The 15,636-nt window shown below is 64.5% G+C and carries 16 protein-coding genes; 12 read left to right on the plus strand and 4 right to left on the minus strand.

Going from position 1 to position 15,636, the window contains the following annotated elements; genetic code table 11:
- Positions 1 to 65: 65 nt before the first annotated feature.
- Positions 66 to 1,265: an MFS transporter gene (locus BM186_RS06920; protein WP_074914094.1), complete on the plus strand. Its 1,200-nt coding sequence runs from the start codon at positions 66 to 68 to the stop codon at positions 1,263 to 1,265.
- 23 nt (positions 1,266 to 1,288) lie between these two features.
- Here BM186_RS06920 and BM186_RS06925 read toward each other — a convergent pair whose 3' ends face one another.
- The 3 genes from BM186_RS06925 to BM186_RS06935 form a co-directional block, all read right to left on the minus strand.
- Complete coding sequence (locus tag BM186_RS06925) at positions 1,289 to 1,906, minus strand: NAD(P)H-dependent oxidoreductase (protein ID WP_072424576.1); 618 nt, start codon at positions 1,904 to 1,906, stop codon at positions 1,289 to 1,291.
- On the minus strand, positions 1,899 to 3,293 hold the full coding sequence (locus BM186_RS06930; RefSeq protein WP_074914095.1) for a class II fumarate hydratase: 1,395 nt from the start codon (positions 3,291 to 3,293) through the stop codon (positions 1,899 to 1,901). The genes BM186_RS06925 and BM186_RS06930 overlap by 8 nt, the downstream gene beginning before the upstream one ends.
- A gap of 106 nt (positions 3,294 to 3,399) precedes the next feature.
- The gene (locus BM186_RS06935) at positions 3,400 to 4,410 is read right to left on the minus strand and encodes a DUF2804 domain-containing protein (protein WP_072424578.1); all 1,011 of its coding nucleotides are present in this window, start codon (positions 4,408 to 4,410) and stop codon (positions 3,400 to 3,402) included.
- A 275-nt stretch (positions 4,411 to 4,685) separates the two neighbouring features.
- On the opposite strand from BM186_RS06935, the gene BM186_RS06940 reads away from it, so the two are divergent.
- From BM186_RS06940 to BM186_RS06960, 5 genes are all read left to right on the plus strand, one after another.
- On the plus strand, positions 4,686 to 5,183 hold the full coding sequence (locus tag BM186_RS06940; protein WP_021488655.1) for a DUF2059 domain-containing protein: 498 nt from the start codon (positions 4,686 to 4,688) through the stop codon (positions 5,181 to 5,183).
- Between the two features lie 11 nt (positions 5,184 to 5,194).
- Complete coding sequence (locus tag BM186_RS06945) at positions 5,195 to 5,488, plus strand: BolA family protein (protein ID WP_072424579.1); 294 nt, start codon at positions 5,195 to 5,197, stop codon at positions 5,486 to 5,488.
- Positions 5,489 to 5,683: 195 nt separating this feature from the next.
- Complete coding sequence (gene trhO, locus BM186_RS06950) at positions 5,684 to 6,622, plus strand: oxygen-dependent tRNA uridine(34) hydroxylase TrhO (RefSeq protein WP_072424580.1); 939 nt, start codon at positions 5,684 to 5,686, stop codon at positions 6,620 to 6,622.
- 3 nt (positions 6,623 to 6,625) lie between these two features.
- Positions 6,626 to 7,258 (plus strand): DsbA family protein, encoded by a 633-nt coding sequence (locus BM186_RS06955; RefSeq protein WP_074914096.1) that lies wholly within the window; start codon positions 6,626 to 6,628, stop codon positions 7,256 to 7,258.
- Positions 7,251 to 9,032, plus strand: coding sequence for an ABC transporter ATP-binding protein (locus BM186_RS06960; RefSeq protein WP_074914098.1), 1,782 nt, complete (start codon positions 7,251 to 7,253; stop codon positions 9,030 to 9,032). The genes BM186_RS06955 and BM186_RS06960 overlap by 8 nt, the downstream gene beginning before the upstream one ends.
- 325 nt (positions 9,033 to 9,357) lie before the next feature.
- Here the strand turns inward: BM186_RS06960 and BM186_RS06965 are convergent, their stop codons facing one another.
- Positions 9,358 to 10,221: a LysR family transcriptional regulator gene (locus BM186_RS06965; RefSeq protein ID WP_074914099.1), complete on the minus strand. Its 864-nt coding sequence runs from the start codon at positions 10,219 to 10,221 to the stop codon at positions 9,358 to 9,360.
- A gap of 94 nt (positions 10,222 to 10,315) precedes the next feature.
- Here BM186_RS06965 and BM186_RS06970 point away from each other — a divergent pair, with 94 nt between their 5' ends.
- From BM186_RS06970 to maiA, 6 genes are all read left to right on the plus strand, one after another.
- Complete coding sequence (locus BM186_RS06970; RefSeq protein WP_074914100.1) at positions 10,316 to 11,053, plus strand: CTP synthase C-terminal region-related (seleno)protein; 738 nt, start codon at positions 10,316 to 10,318, stop codon at positions 11,051 to 11,053.
- On the plus strand, positions 11,050 to 11,379 hold the full coding sequence (locus tag BM186_RS06975; RefSeq protein WP_074914102.1) for an antibiotic biosynthesis monooxygenase family protein: 330 nt from the start codon (positions 11,050 to 11,052) through the stop codon (positions 11,377 to 11,379). The genes BM186_RS06970 and BM186_RS06975 overlap by 4 nt, the downstream gene beginning before the upstream one ends.
- A 220-nt stretch (positions 11,380 to 11,599) precedes the next feature.
- Entirely contained in the window at positions 11,600 to 12,682 is a 1,083-nt protein-coding gene (gene hppD / locus BM186_RS06980) for a 4-hydroxyphenylpyruvate dioxygenase (protein WP_021490103.1), read from the plus strand.
- 4 nt (positions 12,683 to 12,686) lie between these two features.
- Positions 12,687 to 13,820: a homogentisate 1,2-dioxygenase gene (locus BM186_RS06985; protein ID WP_074914103.1), complete on the plus strand. Its 1,134-nt coding sequence runs from the start codon at positions 12,687 to 12,689 to the stop codon at positions 13,818 to 13,820.
- 90 nt (positions 13,821 to 13,910) lie between these two features.
- A complete protein-coding gene (locus tag BM186_RS06990; RefSeq protein WP_072424588.1) occupies positions 13,911 to 14,897 on the plus strand; it encodes a fumarylacetoacetate hydrolase family protein in 987 nt (328 codons plus the stop codon).
- An 82-nt stretch (positions 14,898 to 14,979) separates the two neighbouring features.
- Positions 14,980 to 15,630, plus strand: coding sequence for a maleylacetoacetate isomerase (gene maiA, locus BM186_RS06995; RefSeq protein ID WP_074914105.1), 651 nt, complete (start codon positions 14,980 to 14,982; stop codon positions 15,628 to 15,630).
- Positions 15,631 to 15,636: the final 6 nt, after the last annotated feature.

Genomic DNA, 15,636 nt, shown 5'->3' on the forward strand with positions numbered 1-15,636 from the left:
GTTTCGATTTGCGCGGCTTTGCCGTTACAGTGCAAAGCCTTCCGATTTCTCGCGCTAAGAACATCATGAACGCTCGTCGTATTACCCTGTTGCTGTGTACGGCCGAAACGCTGGGTATGGCCGGCTTTGCCCTGTTCGCCGCATTGCTGCCGCAATTCCAGGTGCTCTGGGGGCTGAGCAATACCGAGGCGGGCTGGATCGGCGGCGGCTTCTTTCTCGGCTATATGCTGGCCGTGCCGGTGCTCACCGGCCTGACCGACCGCCACGATGCCCGGCTGATCTACCTGTGGGCCATGCTGCTGACGGCCGTGGCCAGCGCCGGCTTCGTCTTCGCCGATGGCTTCTGGTCGGCGCTGCTCTGGCGCGTGCTGGCTGGCATCGGCCTGGCGGGCACCTACATGCCGGGGCTCAAGGCATTGTCGGAGCGCATCGACGGTGCTTCGCAGTCACGGGCAATCGCCTTCTATACCGCCAGTTTCGGCCTGGGTACGGCGCTGTCCTTCACCCTTTCCGGCGAACTGGCCAAGCTCGGTGGCTGGCAGGTGCCGGCATTGCTCAGCGGCGCCTGCGCGTTGCTGGCCTGGGCGCTGGTGTACTGGGGGCTGGCGCCGAAACCGGTGGTGGCGCATACGCCGCGCAATCTGCTGGACCTGGCACCGCTGAAAAGTCGCGCGGTGTTGGCCTACTGCCTGGCCTACGCGATGCACAACCTGGAGCTGTTCGCCCTGCGCGCCTGGCTGGTGGCCTTCGTGGTGTTCTCCGGGCATTTTCAGGGCGTCGATCCCTGGTTGTCTGGTACCTGGGTGGCGATGTTGGCAACGCTGATCGGCATGCCGTCGAGCATTCTTGGCAATGAGCTGGCGCTGCGTTTCGGTCGCCAGCGTTGGCTGATCGGCGTGATGCTCGCCTCCGCGCTGCTGGCAGTCGTGGTCGGCCTGGGGGCGGCACTGCCGTTCTGGGTGATGCTGGTGCTGGTGCTGCTTTACGCGGTGACGGTGACCGCCGACTCGGCCTCGCTGACTGCCGGGCTGGTCAGCGTGGCCCCGGCCAGCCACCGTGGTGCGGCGATGGCGCTGTATTCTTGCACCGGTTTCACCGGCGCCTTCCTCGGCCCGCTGTTGTTCGGGGTGACCCTCGATGCCCTGGGCGATCAGCAGTTGCTCGGCTGGTGGGCTGCGTTCGCGCTGATGGGCCTGCTACTGACGTTGGGGCCGCTGGCGCTGTGGTGGGCGGGTAGGGGGCAAGAGGGCAGTGGGCGTTTGTAGAGCAGACGCACCTGCCCTCAGGTTCACGCCTTCGTTCCCAATGCCTCGGCCTTGCGCAGCCAACTCTGGCGTTGTTCCTCATTGGACGGGCGAACCGGGGCGAATTCGCTCAGGCGGCGAGTCTTGATCCCGCAGAAACCGAGAATGGTGCGCACCATCTGCCGATGTGCCGGGGCGCCGTAGATCCAGCGGAAGTACCAGCGCGGCGTGTCCATGGTCACCAGCAGGTCGGCGCTGCGCCCACTGAGGAGCTTGTCCCAGAGTTGTGAGCGGTTGCGGTACTTGAAGGCGAAGCCGGGCAGGAACACCCGGTCGAAGAAACCCTTGAGCAGTGCAGGAATGCCGCCCCACCAGACCGGATAGACGAACACCAGATGCTCGGCCCAGTGGATCAGACGCTGAGCTTCGAGCAGGTCCGGCTCCAGATTCTGGCTCTGCTCGTAACCTTCACGCAGTATCGGGTCGAACTGCATCTCGCCCAGTCTGAGCTGGCGCACCACGTGCCCCTTGCTACGTGCTCCCAGGCTGTACGCCTCGGCCAGGGCATGGCAGAGGCTGTCCTTCTTGGGGGTGCCGAGAATCAGCAGGATTCGTTTGCCATCGCCTTCCAGCGGTGTGGCGCCGCTCTTGCCTTCAGTCATGCCGCCCGGCTCCGAGCATGTCCTGTGGTCGTACCCATTGGTCGAATTCCTCTTCGTTCAGGTAGCCAAGCTGCAGAGCGGCCTGGCGCAGGGTGCTGCCTTCGGCGTAGGCCTTCTTGGCGATTTCGGCGGCCTTGTCGTAGCCGATATGGGGATTGAGCGCGGTCACCAGCATCAGACCATTCTCCAGATGCGCGGCCATTTGCGTGGCATCCGGTTGCAGATCGGCGACACAGTGCTGCTGGAAATTGCGGCAGCCGTCGGCGAGCAGGCGGATCGATTGCAGCAGGTTATGGATGATCACCGGCTTGAACACGTTGAGCTGCAGGTGGCCCTGGCTGGCAGCGAAGCTGATGGTGGCGTCGTTGCCCAGCACCTGGCAGGCGAGCATCGACAGCGCTTCGCACTGGGTCGGGTTGACCTTGCCGGGCATGATCGAGCTGCCCGGCTCGTTGGCCGGCAGGCGCACCTCGGCGAAGCCGGCACGTGGGCCCGAACCAAGCAGGCGCAGGTCGTTGGCCAGCTTCATCAGCGCTACGGCCAGGGTTTTCAGGGCACCGGACAGGTGTACGAGAGGTTCATGGCCAGACAGCGCAGCGAATTTGTTCGGCGCGCTGGTCAGTGGCAGGCCAGTTAGCGCGGCCAGCTCGGCAGCGATGGCTTCGGCGAAGCCGGCCGGAGCATTGAGGCCTGTGCCGACGGCGGTACCGCCCTGAGCCAGTTCGCAGGCCGCGGGCAGGGCGGCGCGAATGGCCGCTTCAGCGTGGCCGAGTTGAGCGACGAAGGCCGACAGCTCCTGGCCGAAAGTGATCGGCGTGGCGTCCATCATGTGCGTGCGCCCGGTCTTGACCAGGTTGGCGTGGCGCTGCGCCTGCTCCTGCAGGCCGTCACGTAGCTCGGCCAGTGTTGGCAGCAGGCAATGGCGCACGCCCTGCACGGCGGCGATGTGCATGGCCGTGGGGAAGCAGTCGTTGGAGCTCTGCGCGCGATTGACGTGGTCGTTGGGGTGCACCGGGGTCTTGCCGCCACGGTTGCCGCCAGCCAGTTCGTTGGCGCGCCCGGCGATCACCTCGTTGACGTTCATGTTGCTCTGCGTGCCACTGCCGGTCTGCCAGACCACCAGGGGGAACTGCGCGTCATGCTGGCCCTCGAGCACTTCGTCGGCGGCCTGTTCGATCAGGCGGGCGATGTCCGCCGGCAGCTCGCCGCTGCGGCTGTTGACCCGTGCCGCGGCTTTCTTGATCAGCGCCAGGGCGTGCAATACGGCCAGCGGCATGCGTTCCTGGCCGATGGCGAAGTTGATCAGCGAGCGCTGGGTCTGCGCGCCCCAGTAAGCGTCGTTAGGGACTTCGATGGGGCCAATGCTGTCGGTTTCGGTGCGGCTCATGGCGTTCTCCGGGGCAAGTGCAAGGTTGCTGGCAGTTTAGGTCGTACCGCCGAAGACTGGTTCCACAACTTATCTATAAGGTTGATTGGAGCCTTTGAGCGTGCGACTACCAGCGGGCGTGGGTTTCACCCAGCCAGCCCAGCGCTCCGTCCACCGGCACGCGCTCGCCTTTAGGGCCGCGCAACACTCCGTCGTAATGACCGAAGCGCTGTACGGTATTGGCGTGGAAGGGGCCGAGTTTGGGGCAGGCCTTGTGCAGTTGGCGGGGCGTGAAGCGTAGCGCCACGCAATCATCTTCGCTGTCCAGGCGCCAGGGGGCCAGTGGCGCCTGTGAACTGCGCTCGATATGCAGGGGGCTGTCGAGCAGTTGCACTTCACCGCCGAACCACAGGGAATTTTCCGACAGGCCGCTGTGATCGAGCCAGCCAGCACCGAAGTTGCCGGCGATGCCGCCCGCTGCAGCGAATGCCGCCCGCTGCCAGTAAGTGTTCAGCGGCCAGACGCCGCGACCGAAGTCCAGTGCGGCGAAGCTCTGGCCCGGCACGCAGCGGTAATGCTTGCCGCCCAGCTGCAGACTGCCGGCGGTGGGCAGGCCGAGTTGCCGACAGGTGGCGTGAAAGCCGCCATGTTGCAACGGCGCGACCAGATTGACCGATTGCAGATGGGCAGGGCGCTGAATGTCCAGGGCCACCTGCAGGGGCTGGCCGCCGATATCCGGGGCGGCAGCGGTGAGGCGCAGGCGTCCGGGGTGCTCGTCGATGCGCAGTTGCAGGCGAGAGTGGCTGAAGGCGTGGCTCTCCAGCGGCAGGTCGGGCAGTTGGCAGCCCAGAGCGAAGGGGCGGAACTGGGCATGGGCAACGGCCTGGCCGGATTCCAGATCGAGAAAGTAGGCGGCGCCGTAGCCCAGGTAATCGAGATCGGCGAGAGTCAGCGAGAGCATCCACTGCGGCGTGGTGATACACCAGTGGTTCCAGCGCTTGCGCCGCCCGGCGTGACCATGCAGCGTGCAGTCCACCTGCGGTCGATTGGACCAACCAATGGCCTCGTCCAGCAGTCGACCTTTGCTGTCGCAAAGCGGCTGGAGCGGAAGGGGCGCGTGTGAGGTGAGGCTGGTCATCGGGCACGTCCGTGTGTGTGCGCGGGCTGGCGATCAATTGCCGACTCTTGAGGTGCGCACGCCTTGTTTAATAATGGGGCGGTCGCAAAGAATGCCGAGCCCACCCGAGCATGAGCAAGTACTGGCATTTTGGCAACTGACCAGTGGGTGCGCCGGTCAACATGACGGGTGTGAGCCAGCGCACAACGTGCATCGCTTGAGGGATTTCCGCGCAGGGCACAAAATGCCGCCTTCGTAGTCTACCCAGACTCATTCACAACCTCTGGACGCTCTCCATGCTCCGTTTTTCCAAACTCTGCACCGCCGTTCTGCTCAGCGCGAGCGCATCCCTGGCCATGGCCGATGCTGCCAGTCACGCCGCCGATGCCGAGCGTTTTCTCAAGCTGGCCCACGCCGACAAGCTGACCGTGCCGGTGTACGGCCAGGTGCAGCAGATGTTCGCCCAGCGTTTCGCCCAGGCACCGGATGGCAAGAAGGCAGTGCTTGAGAGTTATCAGGCCAAGGCCAACACAGCACTGGACAAGGCCGTCGGCTGGGACAAGCTGAAGCCGGACATGGTCAAGCTCTACACCAGCAACTTCAACGAGCAGGAGCTCAAGGACCTGATCGCCTTCTACGAGTCGCCGCTGGGACAGAAGGTGCTGCAGAAGATGCCGACCCTGACCGCACAATCCGCACAGATCACCCAGAGCAAGCTGGAAACCGCCGTGCCCGAGGTGAACAAGCTGCTGGCCGACATGAGCAACGAGCTCGGCCTGCCGAAACAGCCCTGATGGAGCCCGAGATGTCCAAGCAAGACCTGATCGTCACCGCCCTGGCTGCGCTGCAGCCCGAGTATCTCGATGTGCTGGATGAGAGCCATATGCACAGCCGCGGTCTGGAGACCCACTACAAGGCGGTGATCGTCAGCTCGGCATTCGCTGGGCTGAATTCGGTCAAGCGACATCAGAAGGTCTATGCCACGGTCGGCGAGCTGATGGGGCAGATCCACGCGCTGGCGCTGCACACCTACACCCCGGAGGAGTGGGCGGCGCAGGGTGTGGCCCCGGCCTCGCCGACCTGCCGCGGCGGTCATTGATGTAGCCCAACCCGCGGCAGCGATCATTTCCCGGATTGCATCCGGCTGCGCGACAGGCTGTCGCGCCCTGTCGCCAACATGCCCCGGCAATTGTCCGCTTTGCTACAATCGCCCTTCGCGCCGGCCTGCTGAGCCGGCGTTTTTCATGTCCCGCCAGTCCGCCCTTTACGTGGGCGACTACTGAGAGAACTGTTCATGACCGACAAGATCGTCGTCGCGGCGTTGTATAAATTCGTCTCCCTGCCGGATTACCAGGCGCTGCGCGAACCCCTGCTGCAAACTTTGATCGATAACGACATCAAGGGCACCCTGCTGCTCGCCGAAGAGGGCATCAATGGCACCGTTTCCGGCACCCGCACCGCTGTCGACGCGCTGCTCGCCTGGTTCCGCCTGGATGCCCGTCTGGCCGATATCGACCACAAGGAATCCTATTGCGATGAACAGCCGTTCTATCGCACCAAGGTCAAGCTGAAGAAAGAGATCGTTACCCTCGGCGTGCCCGGTGTCGATCCCAACCAACGCGTCGGTACCTACGTCGAGCCGCAGGACTGGAACGCCCTGATCAGCGACCCCGAAGTGCTGCTGATCGATACCCGCAACGACTATGAAGTGGCCATCGGCACCTTCGAGGGTGCCATCGACCCCAAGACCAAGTCTTTCCGCGAGTTCCCCGAGTACATCAAGGCCCACTTCGACCCGAGCAAACACAAGAAGGTGGCGATGTTCTGCACTGGTGGTATCCGCTGCGAGAAGGCCTCCAGCTACATGCTCGGCGAGGGTTTCGAGGAGGTCTATCACCTCAAGGGCGGCATCCTCAAATACCTCGAGGAAGTACCGCAGGAACAGACCAAGTGGCAGGGCGACTGCTTCGTCTTCGACAATCGTGTAACCGTGCGTCATGACCTCTCCGAGGGCGACTACGATCAGTGTCACGCCTGCCGCACACCGATCTCCGTGGAAGACCGCCAGTCCGAGTTCTACAGCCCCGGCGTCAGCTGTCCGCATTGCTGGGATTCGCTGCCGGAGAAAACCCGTGAAAGCGCCCGCGAGCGGCAGAAGCAGATCGAGCTGGCGCGTGCGCGCAACCAGCCGCACCCGATTGGCCGCGACCCCCGCCAACTGAACGAGGCCTGACCCATGGCTAGCCGCCTGCTCTACGTGATGGACCCTATGTGCTCCTGGTGCTGGGGTTTCGCCCCGGTGGTCGAAGCACTGGCCGAGCAGGCGGCTGCCGCCGGCGTGCCGCTGCAGATCGTGGTGGGTGGCCTGCGCCGCGATCAGGTGGCGATCGATGCGGCAGCGCGGGTGCGTTACCTGGGCTACTGGCAGGCGGTCAACGCCAGTACCGGGCAGCTGTTCGACTTCGAACGCGGGCTGCCCGAGGGGCTGGTGTACGACACCGAGCCAGCCTGCCGTGCGCTGGTCACGGCGCGCCAGCTCGATGCCGCCAGCGCCTGGACGCTGCTCAAGCTGATTCAGCAAGCCTTCTACACCGAGGGTGCCGACGTCACCCAGGCCAGCGTGCTGGTGCAACTGGCCGAGCAGGCGGGCATCCCGCGCATCGAGTTCGCCGAAGCCTTCGACAGTCAGGCCATGCAGGAGGCGACTGCCGCCGACTTCACCTGGGTGCAGGACCTGGGCATCGCCGGTTTCCCCACGCTGCTGGCGGAGCGCGACGGCCAGCTGGCGCTGCTGACCAACGGCTATCAACCGCTCGAGGTACTGGCGCCGCTGCTGAGCCGCTGGTTGGAGCGCGCTGCCAATGCCTGATCGGTTGAGCTGGGCAGAAATCCGTCGCTTGGCCCTGCATCACAAGAAAGCGCTGATCCTGGCCAATCTGGTCGCCGTGCTGGCGACCTTGTGCAGCGTGCCGATCCCGTTGTTGTTGCCGCTGCTGGTGGACGAAGTGCTGCTGCATGACGGAGACGCGGCGCTCAAGGTGATGGACAACTTCCTGCCGGCGGATTGGGAAACGGCAGCCGGCTATATCGGCCTGATGCTGCTGCTGACCCTGCTGCTGCGCGGCTCGGCGCTGATCTTCAACGTGCTGCAGGCGCGCCTGTTCGCCAGGCTGTCGAAGGACATCGTCTACCGCATCCGCATGCGCCTGATCGAGCGTCTCAAGCGTATCTCCCTCGGCGAGTACGAAAGCCTGGGCGGTGGCACCGTGACCACTCACCTGGTCACCGATCTGGACACCTTGGACAAGTTCGTTGGCGAGACCCTCAGCCGTTTTCTCGTGGCGGTGCTGACCTTGGTCGGCACCTCGGCCATCCTGATCTGGATGCACTGGCAACTGGCCTTGCTGATCCTGCTGTTCAACCCGCTGGTGATCTACGCCACCGTGTTGCTGGGCAAGAAGGTCAAGCACCTGAAGAAGCTGGAGAACGACAGCACCTCGCGCTTCACCCAGGCGCTGACCGAGACTCTGGAAGCGATTCAGGAAGTGCGCGCCGGCAACCGCCAGGGCTACTTCCTCGGCCGACTCGGCGGGCGGGCGCGCGAGGTGCGCGACTATGCCGTGGCCTCGCAGTGGAAGAGCGATGCCTCGAACCGTGCCAGTGGCCTGCTGTTCCAGTTCGGTATCGACGTGTTCCGCGCGGCAGCGATGCTCACCGTGCTGTTCTCCGACCTGTCCATCGGCCAGATGCTCGCGGTGTTCAGTTACCTGTGGTTCATGATCGGCCCGGTCGAACAATTGCTCAGCCTGCAGTACGCGTTCTATGCCGCAGGTGGTGCGCTGGCCCGTATCAACGAGCTGCTGGCACGCAAGGACGAGCCGCAGTACGACGGGCGCGTCGATCCTTTCAAGGGGCGCGATACAGTCGGTATCGAGGTGCGCGGGTTGACCTTCGGCTATGGCGAGGAGCCAGTGCTGGATCGTCTCGATCTGTCTATCGGCCCGGGTGAGAAGGTCGCCATCGTTGGCGCGTCCGGCGGTGGCAAGAGCACACTGGTGCAGCTGCTGCTGGGCCTTTATACGCCACAGGCCGGCAGCATCCGCTTCGGCGGCAGCGCGCTGGAGGAGATCGGCCTGGACGGCGTGCGTGACAACGTCGCGGTGGTGTTGCAGCACCCGGCACTGTTCAACGACACGGTACGTGCCAACCTGACCATGGGGCGTGAGCGCAGCGACGAGGCTTGTTGGCAGGCACTGCGTATCGCCCAGCTCCACGACACCATCGTGCAACTGCCGCAGGGTCTGGACAGCGTGGTCGGGCGCAGTGGTGTGCGGCTCTCTGGCGGGCAGCGTCAACGCCTGGCCATTGCCCGCATGGTGCTGGCAGAACCCAAGGTGGTGATCCTCGACGAGGCTACTTCGGCACTGGATGCAGCGACCGAGTACGCCCTGCACGAAGCGCTGGCGCAGTTTCTTGAAGGCCGCACCACCCTGATCATCGCCCACCGCCTGAGTGCGGTGAAGCAGGCCGATCGGGTGCTGGTGTTCGACGGCGGCAGCGTTGCCGAGGATGGCGACCATCAGCAACTGATCGCTGAAGGTGGCCTGTACGCCAAGCTGTATGGGCATTTGCAGCAGGGGTGAGGTGTCTATTCTTCGCGGCTGAAACGGAATGCCGCCCAGCCGCTCCTACGGTGCAGTTGGGCATCTGTAATGTTGTAGGGCGGGTGCAACCCGCCACTCATTTATGGCGGGTTGCACCCGCCCTACGGATCTGAAGCCGCTTCTACGGGATAGGTAGGAGCGGCTTCAGCCGCGATGATCTTTTGCGTACCCAATGCCCCCGGATCGCGTCCGGCTACACATCATTCAGGCCTGTCGCGGCTGAAGCCCCTCCCACAAGGTCTCGCTGCTGCAATGAGATGCTGCCCCTGCTCTGTGGGAGGCGCTTCAGCGGCGACGCTCTACCTCAGCCATGGCTCATCAGCGCTTCACTCAACTCCTCGAACAGCGTCTGCACCGAGCGCAAGGCTCGGCAGTCCGGGCGGGTCAACAGCCAGAGTTCGGTGTCGCAGCCGGCCAGCGGCGGGCCGAGTGCCTTGAGTTCGGGATGGGCGCGCAGCACGAAGTCGGGCAGGGCGGCGACACCCAGCCCGGCGCGGGCCAGCTGCGCCACGGCGTACATGCTGCTGCAGCGGTAGTTGGGGGTGACGCCCGGCAACTCGCGCAGGCGCCAGAGTACCGTGGCGTGATCCGGCATCGCCTCGTCCAGGGCGATCCAGCTCTGCCGTGCCAGGTCGCTGCGATCCTGGCCATCATCGCGCGCGCAGACCAGGTAGGACACGCTGGCCAGGCGCCGGCCGACCAGGTGCTCCGGCGGCTCGTTGGTCAGGCGCAGGGCCAGGTCGGCATCGCGCCGGCTGAGGTTGGCAAAGTCGTTGGAGGTCACCAGCTCCAGCGCCAGCGCCGGGTAACTGGGCATGAAGCGCGCCATTGCCGGCAGCAGCAGGCTGCTTAATACCGCATCGGTGCAGGTCAGGCGCACCGTACCGCTGACTACCTGCTTGCCCAGCTCCAGCGCCACGCGGGCGGCATCCAGCGCCTGTTCGGCGCGCTCGGCCTGCTCGGCCAGGGCGCGGGCGGTTTCGCTGGGCTCATAACCGCGTCGGCTCTTCTCGAACAGCGCCACACCCAGGGCGGCTTCCAGCCGGCGCACGGCGCGAAACACCGTGGACACGTCGACCTGCATCAATTCTGCCGCCCGCGCGAGGGAGCGACCACGCACCAGGGCGAGCACCAGAGAGAGGTCGGTATGGTCGATCTGATATTGCATGGCTGCAATCTCTGCTTGTTTATTCGCCAATTATTATTGCGCGAGCGCCATCTTATAGTGGCAGGGAGACCGCCATGCAAGAGGGGATAGGCGTATGTACAGCAAGTGTCGAGTCAAGGTCGCTCTGGTGGGTGACTACAATGCGGCGATTGCCGCGCACCGGGCGATTCCCGAGGCGCTGCGCCTGGCCAGCGAGGCACTGGGTGTGGCGGTTGAACATGACTGGCTGGCCACTGACAGTCTCGTCGATGACGCTACCCTGATGGCTTACGACGGCATCTGGTGCGTGCCGGGCAGCCCCTATGCCGCCACCGAAGGTGCGTTGCGCGCCATTCGTTTCGCGCGCGAGCAGGGCGTGCCCTTCCTGGGCACCTGTGGCGGCTTCCAGCACGCGCTGCTGGAGTACGCGCGCAACCGCCTGGGCTGGATGGATGCCGAACACGCCGAGCTGTCGCCGCAAGCGCAGAACCCTCTGATCGCGCCCCTGAGCTGTACCTTGCTGGACGTCAGCGAGCACGTGCACCTGGTCTCCGGCTCGCGCATTGCCGAGCTCTACGGTGTGCGCGAGATCAGCGAGCAGTATCTGTGTCGCTACGGCCTCGCCGATGCCTTCGTCGAGCCACTGATGGCCCAGGCGCTGAAGGCCTCCGGGCATGACCAGGCGGGCGCGGTGCGTGCCATCGAACTGGAAGATCATCCGTTCTTCATCGCTACCCTGTTCCAGCCCGAGCGTGCGGCGCTGGAGGGGCGTCTGCCGCCGCTGGTTGCCGGCCTGGTCGGCGCCTGCGCAGTGCAGTCGGTGCATGAAGCGCAACAGGAGGCGGTCGCGTGATCGCCACCACTCCCGAGCCCCCTTACTATGTGGTGATCTTCACCTCGGTACGCACGGAGGTGGATGCCGGTTATGCCAAGGCGGCGCAGCGCATGCTTGAGCTGGCTGCGCAGCAGCCCGGCTTTCTCGGCGTGGAGTCGGCACGCAGCGACGGCCTGGGCATCACCTTGTCCTACTGGCAGAGCGAGGAGGCCATTCGCACCTGGCGCGAGCATGCCGAGCACAGCGCCGTTCGCGAGCAGGGACGCGCCGACTGGTACGCCGCTTTCACCACTCGCGTGGCCAAGGTGGAGCGCGCCTACACATTCTCGCGCCGAGCTGAGTGATAGCGGCAAGCCGGTTGACCGCTTTGTAAGGATTTTTTTACGGTTGTCAGGGCTTTGCATGCCTTGTCTGGAAGGCGTAAGGAAAATTTGCCACTGTCGCACTCGACCATTGCGTCGACGTATCGCAAACCATCTTGAGAGCGGCCCTGCGCTCGGTTGTCATGAGGTTGTCCGCAACGCATTCGTGCGGCTGCCATAACAATGACAATCAGGAGGCGAAATGACCGCCGTGGCCAAGATCGAGCAGCACAACCCCATCGGAACCGATGGTTTCGAGTTCGTCGAATTTACCGCACCGAATGCCGAAGGCATCGAGCAACTGCGCCAGTTGTTCACCGCCATGGGGTTCACCGAGACCGCCAAGCACCGCTCGAAAGAGGTGTGGCTGTTCCAGCAGAACGACATCAACATCGTGCTCAACGGCAGCCCCACCGGCCACGTGCGCGCCTTCGGCGAGAAGCACGGCCCCAGCGCCTGCGCCATGGCCTTCCGGGTGAAGAACGCCGCTCAGGCCGCTGCCTACGTCGAGCAGCAGGGCGCCAAGCTGGTGGGCAGCCACGCCAACTTCGGCGAGCTGAACATTCCCTGCGTCGAAGGCATTGGCGGCTCGCTGCTGTATCTGGTTGACCGTTACGGCGACAAGAGCATCTACGACGTCGACTTCGAGTACATCGAAGGCCGCAGCCCGAATGACAACGCCGTCGGCCTGCAGTGCATCGATCACCTGACCCACAACGTGCGCCGCGGGCAGATGGATGTCTGGTCCGGCTTCTACGAGCGTATCGCCAATTTCCGCGAGATCCGCTACTTCGATATCGAAGGCAAGCTCACTGGCCTGTTCTCCCGCGCCATGACCGCGCCCTGCGGCAAGATCCGCATTCCGATCAACGAGTCGGCCGACGACAAGTCGCAGATCGAGGAATTCATCCGCGAATACCACGGCGAAGGCATCCAGCACATCGCGCTGTCCACCGACGACATCTACGCCACCGTGCGCCAACTGCGCGCCAATGGCGTGGACTTCATGACCACCCCGGACACTTACTACGAGAAGGTCGATACCCGCGTCGCCGGGCATGGTGAGCCGACCGACGTATTGCGCGAGCTGAACATCCTGATCGATGGCGCGCCTGGCGATGACGGCATCCTGCTGCAGATCTTCACCAACACGGTGATCGGCCCGATCTTCTTCGAGATCATCCAGCGCAAGGGCAATCAGGGTTTTGGCGAGGGCAACTTCAAGGCCCTGTTCGAGTCGATCGAGGAAGACCAACTGCGTCGCGGTGTGATCTCCGAGGAGTGATGCCATGAGCCGTCAATGGATCCGCTTTCCCTTGCGTGAAGGCGAGTGCTCGCGCCAGGCGCATTGCGACCTGCCGCAGGGCACCTATGAGCGCGAGATGGGCCGTGAGGGCTTCTTCGGCCCCACCGCGCACCTGCACCACAAGCATCCGCCCACCGGCTGGATCGACTGGGAAGGCCCGCTGCGCCCGCATGCGTTCAACTTCAACGACATCCCCAGCGAGCGCGATTGCCCGCTGGCGGCGCCGCTGACCCTGCACAACGCCGACGTCAAGCTGCGCGTCTGGCGCACCCACGGCGCCATGCGCCATCTGGTGCGCAACGCCGATGGTGACGAGTTGCTGTTCGTGCATGAAGGCAGTGGGCATTTCTACTGCGACTTCGGCCATCTGGAGTACCGCGACGGCGATTACCTGCTGATCCCCCGCGGCACCGCCTGGCGCATCGAGGCCAGCACATCGAGCTACTTCCTGCTGATCGAGAACACCGACGGCGCCTACCAGTTGCCGGACAAGGGCCTGTTGGGCCCGCAGGCGATCTTCGACCTGGCGGTGCTGGAGCACCCGCATATCGACGACGCCTTCAAGGCACAGCAGGACGAGAGCACCTGGCAGATCCGCATCAAGCGGCGCGGCCAGATCAGCACCGTGACCTACCCCTATAATCCGCTGGATGTGGTCGGCTGGCATGGCGACAACACCGTGGTGCGCCTGAACTGGCGCGACATTCGCCCACTGATCAGCCACCGCTACCACCTGCCGCCGTCAGTGCACACCACCTTCGTCGCCAATGGCTTCGTGATCTGCACCTTCACCCCGCGTCCGGTGGAATCCGACCCCGGTGCGCTCAAGGTGCCGTTCTTCCACAACAATGACGACTACGACGAAGTGCTGTTCTATCACCGTGGCAACTTCTTCAGCCGCGACAACATCGAGCAGGGCATGGTCACCCTGCACCCGTGCGGCTTCCCCCATGGGCCACACCCCAAGGCGCTGAAGAAGAGCCAGGAGGATCCGGCCACCTTCATCGACGAGGTGGCGGTGATGATCGACACCCGCCGCGCCCTGGACGTGGCCGATGCCGCCGGCGCGGTGGACGTGGCCGAATACGTCAACTCCTGGCGCGCGCCGGGTTTGTAGGATTAAACGAAGCTGTGGGAGCGAGCTCTGCTCGCGAAGCTTTTTGTTCGGTCAGGGTTCGCTCCTACCTCAGATTTCGAAGGATTACCGATGAAACTCGCATCACTGAACCAAGGCCGCGATGGCGTGCTGATCGTCGTTTCCCGCGATCTCACCCGTGCCGTCGTTGTGCCGCAGATCGCTTTCACCCTGCAGGCTGCGCTGGACGACTGGGCCGTGACCCGGCCCAAGCTCGAAGCGATCTATCAGCGTCTCAACGACGGCCTGGAAGAGGGCGCCTTCGCCTTCGATCAGGCCGCCTGCCACAGCCCGCTGCCGCGCGCCTACCACTGGGCCGACGGCAGTGCCTACGTCAACCACGTCGAGCTGGTGCGCAAGGCCCGTGGCGCCGAGATGCCGGAGTCGTTCTGGCACGACCCGTTGATGTATCAGGGCGGCGCAGATGCCTTTATCCCGCCGCACAGCCCGATCCGCCTGGCCGACGAAGCCTGGGGCATCGACCTGGAGGCCGAGCTGGCAGTGATCACCGACGACGTGCCGATGGGCGCCACGCCGGCCGAAGCGGCAGGCCATATCCGCTTGCTGATGCTGGTCAACGACGTCTCGCTGCGCAATCTGATCCCTGGCGAGCTGGCCAAGGGCTTCGGTTTCTACCAGAGCAAGCCGTCGTCGAGCTTCTCCCCGGTCGCTATCACCCCGGACGAGCTGGGCGAGAGCTGGAAGGACGGCAAGGTGCATCGGCCGCTGGTGTCGCATATAAACGGCGCGCTGTTCGGCCAGCCGAACGCCGGCGTTGACATGACCTTCAACTTCCCAACCCTGGTAGCGCATGCCGCCAAGACCCGCCCGCTGGGCGCCGGCACCATCATCGGTTCGGGCACCGTGTCGAACTACGACCGCAGCGCCGGCTCTTCCTGCCTGGCGGAAAAGCGCATGCTGGAAATCGTCGAGCAGGGCGAGGCGAAGACGCCGTTCCTCAAGTTCGGTGATCGGGTGCGCATCGAGATGTTCGACGTTGCCGGGCAGAGCATCTTCGGCGCCATCGATCAGGTGGTGGAGCACTACGACGCCCGCTGATTCGTAGGAGCGGCTTTAGCCGCGATGTTGTCAGCTGATCGCGGCTGAAGCCGCTCCTACCGCGTTTCGAAAGGAATCCGCAATGTTGAAACTCTACGGCTACTGGCGCTCCAGCGCTGCCTACCGTGTGCGTATCGCCCTCAACCTGAAGGGCCTGGCTTACCAGCAGGTGCCAGTGCACCTGGTCAAGGATGGCGGGCAGCAGCACGGCGCCGACTACCGCGCGTTGAATCCGCAGGGGCTACTGCCGCTACTGGTGGACGAGGAGAGCGGCGGCGTACGCATCGCCCAGTCGCTGGCGATCATCGAATACCTCGAAGAGATCTTCCCGGTGCCGGCGCTGTTGCCAGCCGATCCAGCCGAGCGTGCCCAGGTGCGGGCGCTGTCGCTGCATATCGCCTGCGACGTGCATCCGCTGAACAACCTGCGCGTGCTGCAGTACCTGTCCAGCGAACTGGGCGTCGCCGATGAGGCGAAAAACGCCTGGTACCGGCACTGGGTCGCGCTGGGTCTGGCCGCCGTGGAGGAGGGCCTGGCTGCGTTCGACGGGCGCCTGTCGCTCGGCGAGCGGCCTGGATATCTGGAAGCCTGCCTGATTCCGCAGCTGTATAATGCGCGGCGTTTTAACTGTGACCTTGCCGCGTACCCACGCATTGTCGCCATGGCGGCGCGCTGTGAACCCCTGGAGGCCTTCCAACTGGCCGCGCCGGAGGCACAAGTCGACGCCCAGTGACACCTT

The organism is Ectopseudomonas toyotomiensis (assembly GCF_900115695.1).
GTDB lineage: Bacteria > Pseudomonadota > Gammaproteobacteria > Pseudomonadales > Pseudomonadaceae > Aquipseudomonas > Aquipseudomonas toyotomiensis.

Bases quoted from the DNA above. Each gene is read 5' to 3' on its own strand.
- BM186_RS06965 (WP_074914099.1), bottom strand. From the start codon at position 10,221: ATGCAATATCAGATCGACCATACCGACCTCTCTCTGGTGCTCGCCCTG.
- BM186_RS06990 (WP_072424588.1), top strand. From the start codon at position 13,911: ATGAAACTCGCATCACTGAACCAAGGCCGCGATGGCGTGCTGATCGTC.
- hppD (WP_021490103.1), top strand. From the start codon at position 11,600: ATGACCGCCGTGGCCAAGATCGAGCAGCACAACCCCATCGGAACCGAT.
- maiA (WP_074914105.1), top strand. From the start codon at position 14,980: ATGTTGAAACTCTACGGCTACTGGCGCTCCAGCGCTGCCTACCGTGTG.
- BM186_RS06940 (WP_021488655.1), top strand. From the start codon at position 4,686: ATGCTCCGTTTTTCCAAACTCTGCACCGCCGTTCTGCTCAGCGCGAGC.
- BM186_RS06935 (WP_072424578.1), bottom strand. From the start codon at position 4,410: ATGACCAGCCTCACCTCACACGCGCCCCTTCCGCTCCAGCCGCTTTGC.
- BM186_RS06970 (WP_074914100.1), top strand. From the start codon at position 10,316: ATGTACAGCAAGTGTCGAGTCAAGGTCGCTCTGGTGGGTGACTACAAT.
- BM186_RS06985 (WP_074914103.1), top strand. From the start codon at position 12,687: ATGAGCCGTCAATGGATCCGCTTTCCCTTGCGTGAAGGCGAGTGCTCG.
- BM186_RS06930 (WP_074914095.1), bottom strand. From the start codon at position 3,293: ATGAGCCGCACCGAAACCGACAGCATTGGCCCCATCGAAGTCCCTAAC.
- BM186_RS06960 (WP_074914098.1), top strand. From the start codon at position 7,251: ATGCCTGATCGGTTGAGCTGGGCAGAAATCCGTCGCTTGGCCCTGCAT.
- BM186_RS06955 (WP_074914096.1), top strand. From the start codon at position 6,626: ATGGCTAGCCGCCTGCTCTACGTGATGGACCCTATGTGCTCCTGGTGC.
- BM186_RS06945 (WP_072424579.1), top strand. From the start codon at position 5,195: ATGTCCAAGCAAGACCTGATCGTCACCGCCCTGGCTGCGCTGCAGCCC.
- BM186_RS06925 (WP_072424576.1), bottom strand. From the start codon at position 1,906: ATGACTGAAGGCAAGAGCGGCGCCACACCGCTGGAAGGCGATGGCAAA.
- trhO (WP_072424580.1), top strand. From the start codon at position 5,684: ATGACCGACAAGATCGTCGTCGCGGCGTTGTATAAATTCGTCTCCCTG.
- BM186_RS06920 (WP_074914094.1), top strand. From the start codon at position 66: ATGAACGCTCGTCGTATTACCCTGTTGCTGTGTACGGCCGAAACGCTG.